The organism is Nocardia sp. NPDC056564, assembly GCF_042793755.1.
In the GTDB taxonomy this organism is placed as follows: Bacteria; Actinomycetota; Actinomycetes; order Mycobacteriales; family Mycobacteriaceae; genus Nocardia.
Map to the genome: position 1 here is coordinate 537,800 of NZ_JBHTUR010000001.1, position 19,308 is coordinate 557,107.

At 63.1% G+C, this 19,308-nt stretch carries 18 protein-coding genes; 9 read left to right on the forward strand and 9 right to left on the reverse strand.

Annotated features, from left to right (window positions below; translation table 11 throughout):
• Positions 1-153: 153 nt before the first annotated feature.
• Together ACFQ9K_RS02420 and ACFQ9K_RS02425 are read right to left on the reverse strand one after the other, a co-directional pair.
• The gene (locus tag ACFQ9K_RS02420; protein ID WP_378718302.1) at positions 154-1,035 is read right to left on the reverse strand and encodes a hypothetical protein; all 882 of its coding nucleotides are present in this window, start codon (positions 1,033-1,035) and stop codon (positions 154-156) included.
• Positions 1,036-1,206: 171 nt separating this feature from the next.
• Positions 1,207-2,256, reverse strand: a complete 1,050-nt coding sequence (locus ACFQ9K_RS02425; protein WP_378718300.1) for an SPFH domain-containing protein — start codon at positions 2,254-2,256, stop codon at positions 1,207-1,209.
• Between the two features lie 177 nt (positions 2,257-2,433).
• Here ACFQ9K_RS02425 and ACFQ9K_RS02430 point away from each other — a divergent pair, with 177 nt between their 5' ends.
• Positions 2,434-3,969: an amino acid permease gene (locus ACFQ9K_RS02430; protein ID WP_378718298.1), complete on the forward strand. Its 1,536-nt coding sequence runs from the start codon at positions 2,434-2,436 to the stop codon at positions 3,967-3,969.
• Positions 3,970-4,212: 243 nt separating this feature from the next.
• On the forward strand, positions 4,213-6,507 hold the full coding sequence (locus ACFQ9K_RS02435; protein WP_378982708.1) for a tetratricopeptide repeat protein: 2,295 nt from the start codon (positions 4,213-4,215) through the stop codon (positions 6,505-6,507).
• A gap of 6 nt (positions 6,508-6,513) precedes the next feature.
• Here ACFQ9K_RS02435 and ACFQ9K_RS02440 read toward each other — a convergent pair whose 3' ends face one another.
• Positions 6,514-6,987, reverse strand: coding sequence for a DUF1707 domain-containing protein (locus tag ACFQ9K_RS02440; protein WP_378718296.1), 474 nt, complete (start codon positions 6,985-6,987; stop codon positions 6,514-6,516).
• A 15-nt stretch (positions 6,988-7,002) separates the two neighbouring features.
• On the opposite strand from ACFQ9K_RS02440, the gene ACFQ9K_RS02445 reads away from it, so the two are divergent.
• The 4 genes from ACFQ9K_RS02445 (at position 7,003) to ACFQ9K_RS02460 (ending at position 9,503) form a co-directional block, all read left to right on the forward strand.
• Entirely contained in the window at positions 7,003-7,296 is a 294-nt protein-coding gene (locus ACFQ9K_RS02445) for a WhiB family transcriptional regulator (RefSeq protein WP_378718294.1), read from the forward strand.
• A complete protein-coding gene (locus ACFQ9K_RS02450) occupies positions 7,244-8,077 on the forward strand; it encodes a MerR family transcriptional regulator (protein ID WP_378718292.1) in 834 nt (277 codons plus the stop codon). The genes ACFQ9K_RS02445 and ACFQ9K_RS02450 overlap by 53 nt, the downstream gene beginning before the upstream one ends.
• Before the next feature lie 144 nt (positions 8,078-8,221).
• On the forward strand, positions 8,222-8,743 hold the full coding sequence (locus tag ACFQ9K_RS02455; protein WP_378718291.1) for a hypothetical protein: 522 nt from the start codon (positions 8,222-8,224) through the stop codon (positions 8,741-8,743).
• 133 nt (positions 8,744-8,876) lie between these two features.
• Positions 8,877-9,503 carry a dihydrofolate reductase family protein gene (locus ACFQ9K_RS02460; protein WP_378718289.1) on the forward strand — a complete coding sequence of 209 codons (627 nt, stop codon included), beginning with the start codon at positions 8,877-8,879 and terminating at the stop codon, positions 9,501-9,503.
• On the opposite strand, the gene ACFQ9K_RS02465 is transcribed toward ACFQ9K_RS02460, so the two are convergent.
• Positions 9,497-10,603 carry a transglycosylase SLT domain-containing protein gene (locus tag ACFQ9K_RS02465; RefSeq protein WP_378718287.1) on the reverse strand — a complete coding sequence of 369 codons (1,107 nt, stop codon included), beginning with the start codon at positions 10,601-10,603 and terminating at the stop codon, positions 9,497-9,499. The genes ACFQ9K_RS02460 and ACFQ9K_RS02465 overlap by 7 nt on opposite strands.
• Positions 10,604-10,900: 297 nt before the next feature.
• Here ACFQ9K_RS02465 and ACFQ9K_RS02470 point away from each other — a divergent pair, with 297 nt between their 5' ends.
• Positions 10,901-11,413 carry a hypothetical protein gene (locus ACFQ9K_RS02470; RefSeq protein ID WP_378718286.1) on the forward strand — a complete coding sequence of 171 codons (513 nt, stop codon included), beginning with the start codon at positions 10,901-10,903 and terminating at the stop codon, positions 11,411-11,413.
• A gap of 61 nt (positions 11,414-11,474) precedes the next feature.
• Here the strand turns inward: ACFQ9K_RS02470 and ACFQ9K_RS02475 are convergent, their stop codons facing one another.
• Complete coding sequence (locus ACFQ9K_RS02475) at positions 11,475-11,840, reverse strand: hypothetical protein (protein ID WP_378718285.1); 366 nt, start codon at positions 11,838-11,840, stop codon at positions 11,475-11,477.
• A gap of 312 nt (positions 11,841-12,152) precedes the next feature.
• Here ACFQ9K_RS02475 and ACFQ9K_RS02480 point away from each other — a divergent pair, with 312 nt between their 5' ends.
• Together ACFQ9K_RS02480 and ACFQ9K_RS02485 are read left to right on the forward strand one after the other, a co-directional pair.
• Positions 12,153-13,211: a cupin domain-containing protein gene (locus tag ACFQ9K_RS02480; protein WP_378718283.1), complete on the forward strand. Its 1,059-nt coding sequence runs from the start codon at positions 12,153-12,155 to the stop codon at positions 13,209-13,211.
• Positions 13,208-14,071: a fumarylacetoacetate hydrolase family protein gene (locus tag ACFQ9K_RS02485; RefSeq protein WP_378718282.1), complete on the forward strand. Its 864-nt coding sequence runs from the start codon at positions 13,208-13,210 to the stop codon at positions 14,069-14,071. Before ACFQ9K_RS02480 ends, ACFQ9K_RS02485 begins: the two co-directional genes overlap by 4 nt.
• A gap of 17 nt (positions 14,072-14,088) precedes the next feature.
• Here the strand turns inward: ACFQ9K_RS02485 and menD are convergent, their stop codons facing one another.
• The 4 genes from menD to ACFQ9K_RS02505 form a co-directional block, all read right to left on the reverse strand.
• Positions 14,089-15,699 carry a 2-succinyl-5-enolpyruvyl-6-hydroxy-3-cyclohexene-1-carboxylic-acid synthase gene (menD, locus tag ACFQ9K_RS02490; protein WP_378718281.1) on the reverse strand — a complete coding sequence of 537 codons (1,611 nt, stop codon included), beginning with the start codon at positions 15,697-15,699 and terminating at the stop codon, positions 14,089-14,091.
• Positions 15,696-16,820, reverse strand: a complete 1,125-nt coding sequence (locus ACFQ9K_RS02495; protein WP_378718280.1) for an isochorismate synthase MenF — start codon at positions 16,818-16,820, stop codon at positions 15,696-15,698. Before ACFQ9K_RS02495 ends, menD begins: the two co-directional genes overlap by 4 nt.
• Positions 16,821-17,021: 201 nt before the next feature.
• A complete protein-coding gene (locus ACFQ9K_RS02500; protein WP_378718278.1) occupies positions 17,022-17,858 on the reverse strand; it encodes a hypothetical protein in 837 nt (278 codons plus the stop codon).
• A 253-nt stretch (positions 17,859-18,111) separates the two neighbouring features.
• Positions 18,112-18,714: an HAD family hydrolase gene (locus ACFQ9K_RS02505; protein WP_378718276.1), complete on the reverse strand. Its 603-nt coding sequence runs from the start codon at positions 18,712-18,714 to the stop codon at positions 18,112-18,114.
• Positions 18,715-19,308: the final 594 nt, after the last annotated feature.

Sequence of the window (19,308 nt, forward strand, 5' to 3'; positions counted from 1 at the left end):
TCTGCAGGCGTTCGTACTAGCCTGACATCACCTGCCACACCACATCTGGGCTTGGTCGCGCTGGCGGAGACGCTGACAACACCAAGCCCGGTTGTCGCACTACCGCCGCCGAGGGCACCCATTCACCTAGAGAACAGTTCGACAGTTGCAGTGTTAAGCCCACGTCCAGGGAGCCAGTTCGCGGAGCTCATTCCGGAACTCATGCAAGGGCTCGACGAGGACGTTCTCTGCACCATCGATGGTCGTGTCGGCGGCGAGCGTGATCCGGCCGTTCTGCCAACGGTAGACGCTGGGGCTGATCGCATGCGCCGCGGTTCGGTGAATATTGGCCGCAGCTTTGCCGAGGATCAGCATTCCTGCGGTGACACTGGTGGGGCTCACCGGGTGAACATAGATACTGCCTTCTTGCGGGATGGCGAAGAGCGCGCCAAGCCGTTCATCCACAACTGGGTAGTCGCCGAGCCATCGCACGTAGTCACTGAGTATGCCGGTCGGGCCAGTCATGATGGCGATCGCAGCCCCGTTGTACACCCGCCAGTCGATGTCGGGGAAGCCGTTGGCGCGCCCATTGGCCTCGGCCAAATCGAACAATTCGCTCTCGGAGATGGGCCAACCGGACAGATCCGATCGGTCGACTGGCGAGGCGATGGTGACATCGTGCAGCATCACCAGCTGCACTATTCCGCGCGCGATATCGCGGTACACGGTGCCAGGCAGAGCCGCGACCTTGGGCATGATCTGGCTTCTGAAGCGGGATCGGATGACTTCGAAACCGACGTTTTCGAGAGCTTCCCCAGCAGCGCTGGCCTCTGCCGCCATAGCAAGCGTGCTGAAGTAGTCAGCAATGTGAGCTGGCCATTGCTCAGTAGGTTCGTTGTCGAGCCTGGTCCGAAGGCTGTTCAAGAAAGCGACGAACTCTGCCTCCCCTGCGGTGCAGATGATCGTGTTCCTGTCAACAATGCTGGGCTGGTACCCGCTTTGATCAGCTATGAGCAGGAATAATGATGTGACAAGGTCTTCGGACAAATCGCTCACCACCGTCTCTTGTTACTCAACCAGACCATCCTCGATGATTCCCATCGGTGGGAACGGCTGTTCACGCGGGTGGACGGTAGTGGCGCCCTTCAGCGACTCTGGTACATCTGCCGACGGGGATGGCAGGGCTGACAACCGAGGGCAGTTGCAGTATTAGATCTGCTCAGTCGGTCAACCGGAAACCGAGTTCCCGCATGCCCCACAGAATTTCGCCGCTGAGGTCGGCAGTTCTGCCCCACAGTGCCCACAGTGGCGCGCGGGGCGTGGAGTCAGCCGAGCGCCGCAGTTCATACAGAATTGCGCGTCGGCTGGATTGGTGGAGTGACAGTTCCGGCAGGCCTGCTGTGCGGCGAGCGCGGAAGCCGCTGTCTGCGGCTGGCCGGCGTGCTGCTGAATCGCGTTGATGCCGAGGGCCGTACCGAGAAACCCGCCGGCGCCGTCACCGTTTCCCCGTGTCAAGCCCTGGCCCGCGCCGAGTGCGAGTTCACCCGCCGCGTAGCGCTGGAAGTCGCCGACCAGGCGGATATAGGTGGTGTCCTTCGCGAGGCGCTTGAGGCGTTCGGCGTCCTCCGGTGCGAGGGTGATGTCGAAGTTGCCCATGCGCGGAACGCGCAATCCATATTCGTACAGCGCGAGGTTGGTCTGCCGCAGGACTGCGGCCTCGATGGGCCGCAGCGCTGCGGTGAGGCCGAGCACCGGCCAGTCACCGTTCGAAATGCCCTGGGTGACAGCCACCTTCATCGATTTGAGCAGGAGATCGGCGGACCAGTTCTCGACTACGGCCGGTGCGGCGAGATCGGCGGTGCCGACCAGCGACGTGATCAGCTCGGCCGGATCGCGGATCGACAGGGAGAACTCGCCGAACACGCGCAGCGTGAGCACCTGCTCGCTGACCGGATCGGCGATATCGGCGAGTCGTCCGCCGAACTTGATACCGGGTGCCTCGCGGGTCGACACGAAGTACAACTCGGCCCGATAGAAGTTGCCGCCGGTGAGTCCGTCGATCAGTGCGCCGAGGACCGGCATCTCGACCGCGTCGAGCCGATGCCTTCCCGGCCCCATCGTTGCTACCACCTGTCCGGATCTGACGAACAGCGCTACCTGGTCGGCATTGACGATGGCACGGGTATACCGGCGGATGTTGACATCCGGCCACTTGTAGACCAGCTGGTGCTTGCGGTCCTCGGGGACCGCGATGAACTCGCGATCGAACAAAGCCATGTGTGCTCCAGCTGTTGTGCTTCCCTGTTCGGTGAGCCGATGTTCTATGGCTCATGTCACTGTACGCCTACGTGTGCGTACTTCGTTGCAGGCCAAGACGCTTGACCTATTGAGTGAGCCGCTAAATAGCGGTACATTGAACGCTGATATGATCGTCGTCACTCGAAAGGCCGCCTCATGACAACGACCCGACCATCCTCTGGGGCGCACGCCTCTGAGGACGCGCTGCACGCCGAGGATGCTGGGTACCACAAAGCGTTGCGTCCGCGTCAGTTGCAAATGATCGCGATCGGTGGTGCCATCGGCACCGGATTGTTTCTCGGCGCGGGTGGTCGTCTGGCACACGCCGGACCCGGCCTTTTCCTGGTGTACGGAATATGCGGCGTCTTCGTTTTCTTCGTGCTTCGCGCACTCGGCGAACTGGTGTTGCATCGCCCGTCCTCGGGCTCTTTCGTTTCCTACGCTCGCGAGTTCTACGGTGAAAAGCTCGCGTTCGCTGTCGGTTGGGTCTACTTCTTCCACTGGTGCATGACCGGAATCGTAGACATCACTGCGATCGCCACCTATATCCACTACTGGCAGGCCTTCCAGATATTGCCGCAATGGCTGATCGCGCTGGTGGCTTTGGCGCTGATTGTCAGCCTGAACCTGATATCAGTCCGCTGGTTCGGCGAACTGGAATTCTGGGCCGCGATCATCAAGGTCGCCGCGCTGGTCACCTTCCTCATCGTCGGCACGATCTTCCTCGGTGGCCGTTTCAGCATCGACGGGCAGCCGACGGGATTCAGCGCGGTCAATGAGCACGGTGGCCTGATACCCGTCGGCCTGCTTCCGCTTGTGCTCGTCACAACCGGCGTCGTCTTCGCCTATGCCGGTGTGGAATTGGTGGGAACAGCCGCGGGAGAGGCGGAGAACGCGGAAAAGATCATGCCGAGGGCGATCAACTCGGTCATCGCGCGTATCGCCTTGTTCTACGTCGGCTCGCTGGTGCTGCTCGGCCTGCTGCTGCCGTACACCGCGTTCAAGGCAGGCGAGAGTCCGTTCGTCACCTTCTTCGCCAAGCTCGGCATCGGCAGCGCCGGTTCGATCATGAACCTGGTCGTGCTGACCGCAGCGTTCTCCAGCCTGAACGCGGGGCTCTATTCGACCGGCCGGATCCTGCGATCGATGTCGGTGAACGGCAGCGCGCCTCGCATCGCGTCTCGAATGTCCAGTGGCGGAGTGCCTTACGTCGGCATCCTCGCGACGGGCGTGGTGGCGCTCACCGGGGTCGGCCTCAACGCGATCGTGCCGGAGCGTGCCTTCGAGATCGTGTTGAACATGACCGCGCTCGGCACCATCACCGCCTGGACGGTGATCATTCTGTGCCAGTTGAAGCTGTGGCACTGGGATCGGGCGGGGCGGGCGAAGCGGCCTGCGTTCCGCCTGATCGGTGCGCCGTACACGAGCGTAGCGACGCTGATATTCCTGGTCGCCGTCGTGGTATTGATGGCCTTCAGCAATGACGAGGTGCAGCGGGGCGCCGTCATGGCGGTCGGTCTCGTCGGTGTCCCCGCCCTCGTCGGCGGCTGGTTCCTGGCCCGCAAGCGGGTACTGAACATAGCCGACGAGCGGGCTGGTTACACCGGGCAGTTCCCGGTGATCGCCGAGCGGCCACTGCAGAACGACACGGTGGTGCTCGTCGAGGACGCTTCGGTCGAGAACGAGGCATAGACAGGTGTCCGCTTCGGGTCATGCCTCGGAGCGGACCCTTTCCCACCGCCGGGAAGAGGGGCAAATGCCGGAGAACGAGAATGATGTTCGATCCATTCGCGGGCTCGAAAGGTTCCGATGCCGGAACACCCCAGTACGTCCGATCGACCGCCGCTGCCGCACCCGTGGGCGAGCCGGCGGATACGGGGAACGCGGGGAACCGAAACGCCGAGTCCGCCCCAGCATCCCTGGGCGAGCCGGCGGATGTTGAAGCCTGAGCCGGTCGAGCACCGGCCTGCGGTGGCAGACCCTGAGGCCGCATCGATTCCTGCTGCCCCCGGTGGCGAATCCACCCAGCCGGCACCTCCGCCGGACCCCGGCGGTTCGTTCGATCCTACCGCTTCGGGAGCCGAGGTCGAGCCGGCTTCGGGTCGCAACGCCAGATCACGTCCTACGTTGCCGCGGCTCGGCGGGGGATTGGTCTTGATGCCGAAGGTGGCGGCGATCGATCCACGCTCCACCATGCTGCAGAATCCGGAAGTTCCCGAGGCGAAACGGTTTTGCTGGAAATGCGAGGAGCCGGTCGGCAGGCGAACCGAATCGGCGCCCGCGGAGGTGGTCGGTGAGTGCGGTAATTGTGGTGCGCCGTACAACTTCCGGCCACCGGTAGAGCCGGGCGATCTGATTGCCGGACAGTACGAAGTGCAGGGCTGCTTGGCGCACGGCGGACTCGGGTGGGTTTACCTGGCTATCGATCGCTACGTCAGCGACCGATGGGTGGTGTTGAAAGGGCTGCAGAACCCGCTCGACTTCGAAGCGCATGTCGTCGCGGTCGCCGAACGGCAGTTCCTCTCCGAGGTCGCCTATCCCGGCATCGTCAAAATTCACAACTTCGTCAAGCACAAGGCGGGCCGTGACGTTCCGGACGGCTACATCGTCATGGAGTATGTCGGCGGTCAGTCGCTGCGGGTGATGCTCGATCACCATGCGCCGGAGCGGCTTCCGCTCACCGAAGCAATCGCTTACATGATGGAGATCCTGCCCGCCCTCGACTACCTGCACTCGCTCGGCCTCGCCTACAACGACTTGAAGCCCGACAACATCATGCTCAGCGGCGACGAGGTCAAACTCATCGATCTCGGCGGCGTCTCCGCCATCGGCGCCTATGGCAGCATTTACGCCACGCCGGGCTACCAGGCCCCTGAACTCACCGAGACCGGGCCATCGGTGGTTACCGACATCTACTCCGTCGGCAGGACTCTCGCGGCGTTGACGCTCGAGTTGCCGCGAGACGCGTCCGGGCATTACGCGCCCGGCATTCCCGCGCCGGATGAGCAGCCATTACTGCGTCGGCACCCCTCGCTGTATCGGCTGCTGCTGCGCGCTACTGACAGTGACCCCAAGCGCCGATTCCCGTCCGCGTACGCGATGCACGGCCAGCTAGCCGGCGTGCTCAGGATGGTGCTGGCGACCGACACCGGGCGGGAGCATCCCCAGGCCTCGATCGAATTCGGTTCGGTGCGCGGTGATTTCGGCATCGAAACGTTGATCGGGCAGGCCGACCAGATGATCTACGGGCGTGCTGTCGGCCAGCCGCTCGACGCGCGAAGCGTGAACATGGCACTGCCGGTTCCGTTGATCGACAGCGAGGATCCCAGCGCGGATATGCTATCGACATTGCTGCACGGCGATCCGCAGCACGCATTGGATGTGCTGTCACGCACCCGCGATCGCATTGCCGACGGGACGATTCCCGAGCCAGTGACATTCGGCCTGGAGGGGTCGTTGACCGAAGTCCGATCCTTGCTCGATCTTGGAGAAACCGCTGGCGCCACGGCACTGTTGAATGAGCTTGCCGGGCGATATCGCGGGGATTGGCGCATCGAGTGGTTCAGTGGAATCGCCGCCCTATCGGCCGGTCGGCCGGCGGAGGCGTACCGGGACTTCGACGTGGTCCGTTCGATGCTGCCCGGTGAGATCGCTCCTGTGCTCGCGCTAGCCGCGGCGGCGGAACTCGCACTGGCACAATCCACTGGTGATGCCGCACAACGAAGCTGGCGCGAGGCCGCCGCGGCGCACTATCGAATGGCATGGCAGACCAATCACGGTGTGGTCAGCGCCGCCTTCGGGTTGGCCCGCATGCTCGCCGCCGACGGCGGCCTTTTGGACGCAGTTGCCGTGCTGGACGAGGTGTCGCCGGCCTCCCGTCACCACAGCATCGCGCACCTGACCGCCAGTCTGCTGCTGGTCTCGCGGCCGACCGTCGAGATCACCGAGGCCGACCTGGCCGCCGCCGCAGCGCGACTGCCCGCGCGCGATGAGCCGCGCGCCTTACAGCTACGAGTCGTGGTGATCGGCGCCGCCCTGGAATGGATGCGGGCGGGCGGGGAGCCGTCGAAACCCGGCGCGAACGTTCTCGAATTTCCGCTCACCGAACCAGGATTGCGCAGCGGCCTCGAATCGGGTCTGCGTGCACTCGCTCGCACCGCGCCCGACCGCTGGCACAAGTATCGGCTGGTCGATCTGGCGAATCAGGTTCGGGTACGGACGCGATGGTAGCGGCGGTCAGTGTCTGCGGCGGACGAGCGCGATCATCAACGTGAGAAAGACCGGAAGCAACAACCACAGCGTGTTCCCGGAAACCAGCGCAGCCGCAATTGCGAAGAGCGCGAACGTGACTGCGATGAACACGAGCCGTCGCATCGGATTCGGCTCGACGGATGCTGGTGCTGCCGGGACGGCGCCGGGCAGGTCGGCGAATAGTTCGGCCAATTCGGTCTTTGTCGTCACCTCGGCGGCCGCTGCGCTGCGTTCGTCGAACTCGACCACGCTCAATCGACCGGCGGCCATATGTGTCGCCAGCTCGCGCAGCGCCCGCTCTCGTTCGTCGGTGGTAATCCGAACGTCATGCACTTCATCCACTCGTTGAGAATATTCGTTGGTGGCACTCCATTGATGCAGTGGATTTCCAGAGCTGGGAAGTAATTTACGGAAATGAATTCCCAGATCTGGGGATGAATTACGCTCGAATCCGCCCATTAGTAAGGAGTGGCGGTGCGTATCAGAGGCAAGTACAGCTCGGTCGCCGAGGCATGGGAATGGCAGCTGCGCGGATCTTGTCGCGGACTCGACTCGGCGATGTTCTTCCATCCAGATGGAGAGCGTGGCAGGGCGCGTCAGGCGCGCGCACGCCGGGCCAAACAGATATGTCACAGCTGCCCGGTCCGCAGGCAGTGCCGAAACTACGCGCTGACGGTGAACGAGCCGTACGGGGTGTGGGGCGGGATGACCGAGGATGAACGCCGGCGCTACTTGGAGGTCCGGACTCGGCAAGGGTGGCTGGGGTAAGCGCGCACGGCGATGCCGATGTTGTGTGCGGAATGGGTGTGGTTTCCTTTTAGGCATGGCAGCGGGTGTGGAATACACGATCGACGAGTTGGCGCGTGCGGCTGGCACCACAGTTCGCACAATCCGTGTCTATCACGAGCGCGGGGCGTTACCTCCGCCCCAGGTCAAGGGGCGCACCGGTTTCTATGGGCCGGAACATTTGGTGCGTATGCAGACGATCAACCGGCTGATGGCGCAGGGCGTCAAGGTCAACGGGATCAAAGAACTATTCGACGCCTACGCGCGCGGCGAGGACCTCGCTGACCTACTCGGTGTGCCCGACGGGTTCGAGACACCGACAGTCGAGTCACCGATCGATGACACAATCACCGGTACCGAGTTGCAGGAGCGCTATCGCGATGTGCGGCAAGGTCTTGCCAGGGTGGTCGCCATCGGCCTGTACGAGCCCGTCGACGCCGCCACCTACCGAGTCGGCGATCGGGATTTGATGCGGGTCGCGGAGCAGCTCGCGGAGGCCGGCATACCGGAGGACGAGGTGCTCGGCGAGCTGGAGAAACTGCACGCCGATTCCGAGCGGGTTGCCCGCCGTCTCGTCGACCTGTTCCGTCGCACAGCCTGGGCAGCGTACGAGAAATCAGGCGATTCGGCCGAGCTCGCGCAGCGTGCCTTCGCATTGCGCGCGGCTCCGGGGCGCGCGAGCGCCCAGCACATCAGCCGGTTGGTCGGCCGCTACCTCGACTTGGATGCGGAGCTCAGCGAGGCACTGTCGGGCGACCAATAGCCTGGACGCTCCAACTTCACAAACTCCTTCCCATGAGTGGCGACACGCTCTTTAATGTACCGCTATTCAGCGGTACATTAAATATGACGAAGTACCGCTTCCGGTCTCCGGGTCGCGGGACGGAAGAGCGAAGGAGTGTTGTCGATGAGCAAACCTATCGTTTCGAGCCGTTCGGTTGTGCGAACTCTGCTTGCGGTGACCGCTGCCGCGCTGGTCGGGGCCGGTTTCGCGAGCCCGATCACCCCAGCGAGCGCGGACGCGGGCGGCGTTCCCTGCCTGTGGGCCGGGGGTGCGCATCGCCAGGGTTCCACTGTCTACGCGGGCGGCTGGGCCTTCACCTGCCGCTTGGACAACTATGGCGGCGCCCGTTGGTCGCGCGACGGCGCTGTTGGCCGGCACAGTACGGTTCCGAATCCCGGCGCGACCGGAAACCCGGCAGGCGCATTCAGTCCGGGTGCTCGGCAACCCGGCAGTTCCTACAACGACTATTGCGTCGGCAGCCAATTGATCGACGGCGCCGAAGACATCTACGAGGTGGTACCCAATGGGTCCGGCCTGATGTGGAGATCGGTCGGTCCGATTACCTTCTGGGATTTCGAATCCGGTCGGCAGCCGTCACCGACCTGGCGTACGGGCAGCCTCTGCGTAGACGGAGTGTTGATCTGACGACTCGCCGAACCTCCAGATCAGAGCCTATATATGCGCCTGCCTAGGTAGGGGTGGGGCCTCCATCTACCGATGTGGCCACGCTGACGCTCCATCGATACTTTGGCCTCTACACGGAGGCAGAGGGGTTGCCATGGGAAGCGTGACATTGTGGATGCAAATGTCGCTCGACGGATTCGCCGAGGGTCCCGACCAGGAGATCCACTGGCCGGTGGTGGATGAGGAGTTGTGCGCCTCGTTCCTGGACGAGCTCCGTACCGCGGATCTGTTCCTGTATGGAAGAAAGACCTACGAGATCATGGCGTCGTTCTGGCCGACGGCCGACGCCGATCCAGCGATCTCGCCGTTCTACATCGAGTTCGCCCGGTGCTGGAAGGCGACCCCGAAAGTCGTTTTCTCACGCACACTGCACCATGTCGGCTGGAATACCCGCGTGGTCCGGACCGCACTGGCGGAAGAAATCTCCGCCCTGCGGGCTGACAGCGATTACCGCATGGTTCTGTTCGGTGGTACTCGGACGGCCGCGACCTTCTTGGAATACGGATTGGTCGACGAGTTCCGACTGTTCGTACATCCCCTCTTGCTCGGTGGGGGAGTCCCGTTGTTCCCGAGCACGGCGGCATTCGGCCTGCAGCTCGTCGACGTGGTGGCGTTCGACAGCGCCGTCGTGCAGATGCACTATCAGCGACCGGATGTCTTCGTCGCGGCCTCCAATCCCTGCCTGGTGCTCGGCTCCAGTGCAGGCCTGGGCAATCAGTAACCCTTCGGGCCGCGGGTCGGATCGGCTTGCTGGACATTGTGTGCCAGATTGCTTCCGTCGCGTGATACGTCGTATTTGTTCATAACGTAATTCATGCTCGCCGCGATATTGGCCGTGGGATCGGTGATATCCGACGAGGTACCTTTGACGTGATACCCGGAAAAGGTCGTGGGAATTGTCTGTGTGAGGCCCTGGGATGCGTGTCCTGCGGCCGCGTTGGAATCCCAAGTGTTGATCGAACCCGCGTCGCCGCCGGATTCGCGTTGGATCAGCACCAGGTAGCCACGTGTCCAATTCTCTCTGGCGACCGGGTCGGTGATACCGAGCGCGTCGAGCGCCTCGCCAATGTGTTTCCGGAGTTCTGCCTCGCTCAGGCGGTTGTGCCCGCGTGTGCCGGATGTCGCGTTGACTCGCTCCGTGTAGTGGTCGTCGTAGGATCCACTGTGGTTGGGCGGAATGCGAGGACTGATGGGGCTGCCGGAACCCAAGGCGTTGAACGACGTCGGCATCGTGCCGCCGGCACCGACGGCGTTGTACGTGGGTGGGGCTGAGCCGCCGCTGACGGCGTAGGTCGGCTGTTCGCTATTGATATTGAGCGCTGCGGCGGCCGCTTGGTCCGAGACGCTGTGCACCTGGTTGTAGGTCGTGTCCAACGTATCCCAAACGCCATTGAACAGGCCGTCTATTACGTCCCTCGGCAGTTCCTTATGGGTTTCGCCGTCCCTGTCGGTCACGGTTCGCACCGTGGCAAAAGAGGCATCGATCTTCGTATTGAGTTCTCCGACAGCGGTTCCGATGGCACCGTAGGCACTCGTCACGGAGTCGCCGACTCCCGCGGTTCGCACAACGATGCCGTCGTCCTGTCGATGGATGCCCGATATCGCCTGCTGCACCTCGACTTTGTGATCGTTGTAATTGTCGATCATCGTCGATTCGTCTTTGGGATGGGCAATCCCCTGGCTGCTGAGCATTTCGCGCAGGTTGGGCGCCGCAGAGGGTTTGCCGGATCCGAGCAGCTCGATCTGGGCTTGAATGACGCCCTCCGCCAACCTGAACAGAGCGATCAGTCCCGACGGCGCGCAGTCCGGCAGTTCGTGCAAATCGCCTATTCGCGTGGCTCCCTCGGTCGCCCCCGCCCGAGGGCGTTCGACTGTTCCGGCCGGGATCATTGGCCACCCTCGCATTCCTGATTCGATCTCTGCTTTCCTCGAGTATCGAACGTTCCCCTAGCTGGGAATATTGCTGGGCGGGTGCGGCACCGCTGCGCCGTTCTGCTTGCCAACTATGGGAATCGGGACAGGCGCCGGATGTATGCACCGACTAATGTCGGCAACAGCTTCTCCATGGCCCGTACGGAGAATTTTGCGATATTTCACGGTAACTATCGGAGCGGTGCGATGAGCGATCCGAATACGCCATGGACCCGTCAGACGACAGAAGAATCGTCCGCCACGGTGCCGGGTGCGGCCCTGAGCCCTGAACCGCAGCTCGAGGCGCGGCGATCGCTGCGCGACACCGTGCGATCGTGGTGGTTCGGACGGTCTGCGCGGCATCGTGCGGGCCTGATCATTGGCGTAGGCACGGCCGTGCTGCTCTTGCTGATTTTCACGGCTCTTTGGCCCGGTGATCCACAGCCGCCCACTGCCGCGTCGAATACCGACACTTCGCTAGGGCTCACCGCGGGCACGGTGATCGCTAATGACCGTGGGAAGTTGACGGTGGCCGGGGTGCTGGGCGGGATCGCTGTAGTGCGTACCGACCACACGACGCACGTATTCGTCCCGGCTGGTGCGCAAGTTTCCGATGTGCGGGCTGGTGACACCGTGATCGTCATCGGAGGCAAGACCAAGGACGGTGTGATCAACGCGAACTTCATTCTCGGCAATCCGTTCGACCTCTTCGGCGGATGAGAGAGCCCTGATTACAGCGCCGTGCGTGCGACGCTGTCGGCAAGCGCCGCACGCACGGGCTTCAGCACCAGCTTGCTTGCGGCTTGCAGACGACCCAGCGCCCGTCCGGTTGCTGGACGCGAGACCAGCTCGGAGCCCCTTCGTGGTTGCCGCTCTGATTGCGCGGCGGAGTGCTGGCATGGTTGTTGAAGTACTCGCGACGATTCTCGCGTTCCTCGGCAGCGCGCAGCGGATCGGTTTCCTGGTGGTTGAGGCCGAGGGGATCGATGTGATGCCAGCCGCTCGTGTCGCCACCATCGTTCGGTGTGTGTGGTTCGTTCCCGGCAAACGCAGAGGCCGGCGCCAGGACGATCGCGCCCGCGATCATGCCGGCAACCGTGGTGGACGCCAGGATTCGCCGGACGGTCGTCGGATTCGTGGTGAACATGGAATCTCCATTCCTATCGGGGTTGCGACTACGCGCTCCAAAGCGATGGATTCAACATCGAGCAGTGAGCCGCTGTTCAACGGTACGATGAATGGCGTTAAATTTCGTGTATGCTCTTTCCGTCAGCGGGAAGCGCGCACCTCATGTCCCGTCTGGATCACCTATTGAGTGGATCGTTAGATAGCGGTAAGGTTTGCTGCGTTAGTTCGGATTTCCTGTATTCGACCTCTGCGCTGGTCAGGTCGGTTCGCCGCTTGCTTTTGCTCGGTCCTCGGGTGACAGGACTCCTCGGTACGCGATGAGGAGCGGCTCGTGGCAACCACACGCTTCAACGACGACAACGTCGACCTCGATACTCTCTACGGCGACCTCGCGGCCGCCGATCTACAGCCGCTGTGGCGACTGTCCGGCACCCTGACGCCGGAGCCTGCCGCGCGGACGGAGCCGTACCGCTGGCGGGGTAAGCATTTACGCGCACTATGCGAGCGATCGGGGGAGTTGGTAGCGTCCGATCGCGGCGGGGATCGGCGCGTGCTGTCCTGTGCGAATCCCGGCCTCGCTGGTGCGCCGCACGCGACGCCGACGCTTTGGGCGGGACTGCAATACCTCGGCCCGCACGAATCCGCTGCCGCGCACCGGCACACCCCGGCGGCGCTGCGTTTCGTCTTCGAGGGCGAAGGCGTCTGGACGGCGGTGGACGGCGAGCCGGTGCTCATGTCCCGTGGCGATCTGATCCTGACCCCCTCCTGGGCATTCCACGAACACCGTAATTCGACGGCCGCGTCGATGATGTGGCTGGACGTCTTGGACGTGCCGCTCGTCGGATATCTGGAGTCCGTCTTCTTCGAGGCCGGATCCGGCCGGCCGCCGGCTCGGTGGGCTGAATCCACATCGACCGCCGAGCTGATGTGGGGCGCGGGTCCCGGCCTCGTTCCGGCGGGTCGCGGTGCCCCGGTCAACCATTCCCCGCTGCTGGCCTACCGCTGGAGCACGACCGACGCCGCATTGCGCGGACTTGCCGAGACGACGGATTCCGCTGTGTGGCTGCGTTTTACGGACCCGGCCAGAGGTATCGACGTGATGCCGACGATGCGCTGCGAGATGGGCCGCGTCAAGCCGGGCACGAGTACCTCCCGGCACCGGCAGACCGGCTCCCGGATCGGCGCGGTGCTGAACGGAACGGGCACGATGACCATCGGCGGCAAGGAATTCGATATCGAACACGGCGACGTGTTCGTGGTGCCGTCGTGGTCCTGGTTCGGACTGAAAGCCGACGAGCGGGGCGACCTCGACATCTTCATGGTCAGCGATGCTCCGATCCTCGAGGCCACCCGACTGTTCCGACAGGAATGGGCGGAGACACCGCGATGAAGTTCGTCAGCTTTCGAACCAAGGCCGGCGAAAGTGGCGCGGGCGCAATAACTTCCGATGGTGTGCGGGTCTTGTCGATCAATCCGGATGCCGGCGGGTCGCCATCACCGATCAAACGACTTCTGGCGTCAACGGATGGCCGGCTGGCATCGCTCGAGCGTCGGCTGGACAACGCCCCACTTTTGCCAGTCGAAGACGTGATCCTGGACGTGCCCGTCCCCGATCCGTCCAAGATCGTCGCTGCCCCGGTGAACTATCGCGACCATCAGACCGAGATGCACCATCCGACGCATATCGATAGCCTCGGTGTATTCCTCAAAGCCCCATCATCATTGCTGCCGCCGGGCGGCACGATCGTTCTGCCCTACCACGGCAGGCGCTTCGATCAGGAGGGGGAACTGGCGCTTGTCATCGGCAAGGAGGCTCGACACGTCGCCGTGGCGGACGCGCTCGACTACGTCGCCGGTTACACCGGCCTGCTCGATATGACGATGCGGGGCAGCGAGGATCGCTCGATGCGCAAGTCCTTCGATACCTTCACACCGATGGGGCCTTATCTGGTCACACCCGATGAAGCTGGTCCGGTCCACGAGCTGTCGCTACGCTGCTGGGTGGACGGGGCGCTGCGCCAGGATGCGTCGATCGGTGAATTGATCTGGGACGTACCGACACTCGTCTCTTACGTGTCGTCGGTGATGCACCTGCACCCCGGCGATGTCATTTCGACCGGGACCCCCGCCGGCGTCGGTGAGGTCGTCCATGGACAACGGATTGATCTGGCCATCAGCGGGTTCGGCGAGTTGCACGTGTTCGTGGACTCATCGACCGCGACGGTTTGCCCTACCCGCCCTGCCGGGTAGACAGTTTCGAGATCGGCTCAGAGTTCGGCGCGGACCGCCGCGTGCAGGTCGCGCAGCGAACCGCGGTCTGTGATGACCTCCAGCACCCGCACACCGTGCGCATGACCGGTCAGCAACTGTCCGAGCTGAGCGAGATCCACCTGATGATGCGGCACCTGATGGGCCGCGCACAGCGCCGCCAAATCAGTCCCTTGTGGCGTGCCGAAGACGCGCTCGAAAACCCCGGCGTACTGCGGTTCGCCCTGCTCCAGCAGTTCGAAGATGCCACCGCCGTGATTGTTCGCGACCACGATCGTCAGATCTTCGGGGCGGGGTTCGCGCGGCCCGATCAGCAGACCCGAGGTGTCGTGCAGGAAAGTGAGATCGCCGAGCAAGGCGATAGTACGGCCCCGATGATTCATCGCTGCGCCGACGGCGGTGGAGACATTGCCGTCGATGCCTGCTACACCGCGGTTCGACAACACGCGAACTCCGGGCTTCGGATACCCTGCCAGCGCGGCGTCGCGTACCGGGCTCGATGCGCCGAGCAGAAGTTGATCACCATCGGTGAGCGCGTCCATGACGATGGCGGCTACATGTAGTCCGGTGGGCTTGGGATGCGACATGAGCTGTTCGCGCACAGCACGATTCGCGCGTTCGGTCATCTCGTCGCACGCTGCGAGCCAGGCAGGGTGCGGTCGACCGGAGACCACCGCGCGCGTGCCTGTCCCGTTCACGTTTCCAGTGATGTCGGGCCAGCGTGGGCCGTCGCCCAGCGCCCACACCGCGACCGCCGGGTCGCCGAGCAGCTTGGCCACCGACCGATGCAGGGTCGGGCGGCCGGTGACGATCGCTTGGCTTGGCGCAAGCAGTGGCAAAGCCAGTGGATGCAGCGGGCGCCCGTGCATGTGCGCGGTCGGTTCCGCGACGGTCGGGAGTCCTGCCAGTTCCGGATGTAAGGCGGATCCATGGCCGGCAATAACGACGGTATCCGCGGTGAGATCAACGGCGATGGGTGCGTCGAGGGTCGTCGGCTGCACAGACGTCCACGGGAGCCCGCCCGAGTGGCCGTTAGCCGCCGTATCGGCAGCGCCTGCGTCGGGCACAAGGGGCTCCTTGAACGGGACGTCGAAATGCACCGGTCCCGGGTTGCCTGATCGAATGCCTCTGGCCGCGGCCAGGACCCGGCAAACCGCAGAACGCCACGCCCCGTTCTGCTGGGCACCCTGCTCCGCGACACCGAGGCTGATGGTGGTTCGCACCTGTTCACCGAACAGCCCGACCTGTTCGACGGTTTGGCTCGCCCCGGTACCGATCATCTCGTACGGCCGGTTCGCGCTCAGCACCACCAGTGGTACGCCCGCGTAACTGGCTTCCAGTACCGCGGGGCACAGATTCGCCACGGCGGTGCCCGAGGTCATCACCACCGGCACCGGACTCCGATCAGCACCGGCCAGTCCGATCGCGAGGAAGCCCGCACTGCGTTCGTCGATCCGAACATGTAATCGGACCAGGCCCGCATTGTCGGCGGCCTGTAGCGCGAAGGCCAGCGGCGCGCTGCGCGAACCGGGGCACAGCACAACATCTTTCACACCACCACGAATGAGTTCATCGATGATGACTGTTGCTTCCAGAGTCGACGGGTTCATTGCGCTATCACTTCCTGCGCGCCGAGCGCGGCGTCGCTGAGATCTTCTCGAATGTCGAAGGCGCCGAGCACCGTACGGAGCTTCGCTACGGTTTCTTCCCATTCGGCATACGGATCCGAGGTGGCGATGATGCCGCCACCTGCGAAGGCGCGCCCGCCGCGGCGTTCGGCATCGAGTTCGATACATCTGATCGCTACGACCCATGTGCCGTCGCCGTGTGAGTCACACCAGCCGACCGCACCGCCGTAAAAGCCGCGGTCGCCCTCGCCGCTGGTAATCGCCTCGAGCGCTAGGTCAGCCGGTACGCCGCAGAGTGCGGGTGTCGGTTGCAGCAGCGCCGCGAGATCGAGCACCGTCAGCGCTGGATCACTGAGCACACCGGTGATCGATGACGCGAGGTGCCAGACCTCCGGCGTACTGAACAACTCCGGTGTTCGCGGGACCGATAGCTCGCGGCAAACCGGGGCGAGTCGTTCCTGGATCCATTCGATTACGTAGGAGTGTTCCTCGAGGTTCTTCACCGACGACAACAGTTCTTCACCTTGTCGCCGATCCACTTCTGGATCTCGGTATCTTGGTGTCGTGCCGGCCAGCGGGCGCAACGACACGGCAAGGCCTTGCTTCGATATCAGCATCTCCGGACTCGCGCCGACCAGCGCGACATCGCGGACGCCGCAACCCGTCAGGTCGACGACGAAGCTGTTGGCCTCAGGATTGCGGACGATGAGATGCGCTGCCAACAGCATGGGGTCGACCGGATCATCGAACTCCAGCCGAACCGATCGAGCGGCGACCACCTTCCGTAATTCGCCGCCCCGTATCCGCGATACCAGTTCGGCAACACGGCCGACATGGCCTTCGCAATTCGGCATTTCGGCGAGGATGGAGGCCTTCGGTAGAGTCTGCAGACAGCTGAATCGAGCTCGACCTCGGCTGAATTCCGCCGTTTCCGGAACAATGAGCTCGGCCGTTGCACGCGGATCGAAACGCAATGCGCCCGCGACCAGGCGGGCCCGTCCATCGGCCACCGCTCGGGAAGCCGCCGTGACATCGTCGTAGCGCTCGCGTACTCCATCGCACCGTAACGTCAGACCGCTATTGGAGAGCAGAAATCTCGTCATTGCGCACCTTTGAGCGATGACCTCCGCCAGGAAAGTCGAAGCTTGAAATCGGTAACAATCGATGCCGCTGCACCGATGACAACCAATAGAAGCACTACCGGGCATCCCGCTCAATAGGTATTGCTGTCGTGTCTAGTTGGGTCCGTACCCTCTTATGTCCGGCATATACCTATGCGTGAAGGGGTTGTACGATCAATCCTGTTACCAAGGGCCGCGTCCGAACAATATCTGTGGTGGTGAAAGCCCGTCCTCGGTCCAGAAACTGTTCAACTCGTCGACCGAAACTCGTTGTACTGGCATCGTCCAGCGCAGTGTGAGATCGTCGTATGTGACCAGTGCCTCGGGCGGGTACCGTGCGGGGTCTGGGTAGTGTGGCCAGAACGAGAAGACCTCGGGTGATCCGCGCACGGTTTCGCCGGTAGCCATCGCTACGTGTTCGGCGTCTCCCCAGACCATCAGATCGCCGCGCTGTGGTCTCGGACTGCTGTGGTCGCCGGGGACGTAGTGCTGTTTGTTGTGCTGTAGCAAGCTGTCCCTGAGCTTGCGTGACCACATCGGGCCGGTCAGGCTCCTGTCCATCCACGGCATAAAGTCATCGAGTGTATCCGGGTCGAGCAGGCGTCGCCGTGCGCCGGCGTAAAAGATCATCTCCCAGCAATTGAAAGCGGATCGCGGCTCCAGTGCGGGGAGCGGGGTCGAGTGGGGCGCGAGCATCCATGCGCCGAACTTGCGGTCGGGATGTCCGACCCTGATAGGGCTGCACTGCGCCTGTAGTCCCGAGGTGTGAAATATTTCGAGCTCGTCGGCGATGAGTAACGGGGCATCGTCGTGTGGCGTATAAATGTAGAGCATCGGAGTGTGCGCCTGTGGCTGGTTGTCGGCGATAATGCCACGCTTATCCAATTCGTCCGTAATGCCGGTCGACTGTCGCAGGAGTTTGCCGAAATCATCTACTCGACCAGATTTCGCGGACGTGATTTCGTGGAAGCGTCGGGTTATTCTGCTTCTGATATTCTCCCACAGGGGTCCTATTTCCATTTGTCCAACTTATAATTATCGCTGCCAGGCTTTCTTGGACTCTGGCGCTGGTTTCAGTCAGCAAGAGCGATGCCGTAGTAGTAGGGCGTTCCAGGTTACCGGAGACGGCCGAAGTGTCGTGCGGCAGCAGTTGGCGGCTGGCCGAATATCAGTGCTTCCGCCGCTCAGTTGTGCACCCGTGCTCGGCAGGTTTTCGGTGAGGCGTGCGGGTAAGTCGACGTCGAGGGCCGCTACGAAGGGATGTCTGGTTGAGTCAGCCCGCCAGAGTGAATTCCAGGATCCGGGCAAGAGTGTCGTTGGTATTCGTGTGTCGGTGACTGTGTATGCCGAGGGAGCTTGCCGCCGCTACATTGGCGGGAGCGTCGTCGATGAAGAGTGTCTCCGTAGGGTCGGCACCCACACACCGCAAGGCTGCTGTGTAGATTCGCGGGTCTGGCTTGGCGTAACCGACTTCGCAGGACAACAGGATGGCATCAACCATGTCGAGAAGGCCGACGCGCGCCATCCTGACGCGGATCTCTGGCCAGGTGTTGCTGACGATAGCGGTCTTGGCTGATCCACGTAGGCCTCGGAGGCCCTCCACAAGGGAGGCATCCCATACTTCTCTGGAGGCCAGGTCGCATCGGATCGTGTTGATCAGGTCGGCGCCGACGCCGAGTCGGTCTCGAACGATCCTCCACCAGGACTCCTCGCTGACACGGCCGATGAGTACCTGATCGTCATTGCCGCCGAACAGCGCAGCGAGGAACGTAGCTGGGGACATTCCGAGTCTGGAGCTCCATTCCGCGGCCGCTGCCGTCAGGTAGTCGTGTACGAGGACGCCACCGATATCGATCAGGATCGCACGCTGGCTCACGTAGTCATCACCTCCTGGTTCTCGAAGAACCCCCTGGCTATGGAATCACATTATGCGTTATCTACGAATACTGAGACCGTACGGCCGTTCCCACGAGTTCGGTGGACGGGAGCCGCGTCTCGGGTTCAGTAAATCCTCGCCGGATGACAGTTCAACGAGCTGATCGAAGCTGCTGGCGAGAAAACAGCTCACCGAGGCCAGATGGAGTCGGTGAGTCGCGCACTTTGCCATCGGCAGCAGGTCTCGGGTCTGAAATTTGGGAAACCTAAGCGGTGCGTTGCGTCTGACCCGGTGCTGCGTGAGGCTTACCGCCAGCGGGAAGAGTTCTCATAGTTCACGTCGTGATCGAAAGTCCCTCGTGACGGACCCCGTGGTTCGGTCAACCGGGTGTGGGAGCCGGTGATCTCGCCGGGCTCCGAGGACAGGGCGGCTTCAAGGCAGATCTAGGTCAAGGTGCTCAGATCTGGCTCGACTACCGGTGCTCCTATTCGGTTGGCCGCAGGACAGTCCAGTTCTCCGCCAAGCCGCTCATGCAGCTTCTGAGGCACCGACAGTTCCATGCCGTCCGGCGGGCGAGTGCGAACGCGGCTTCGA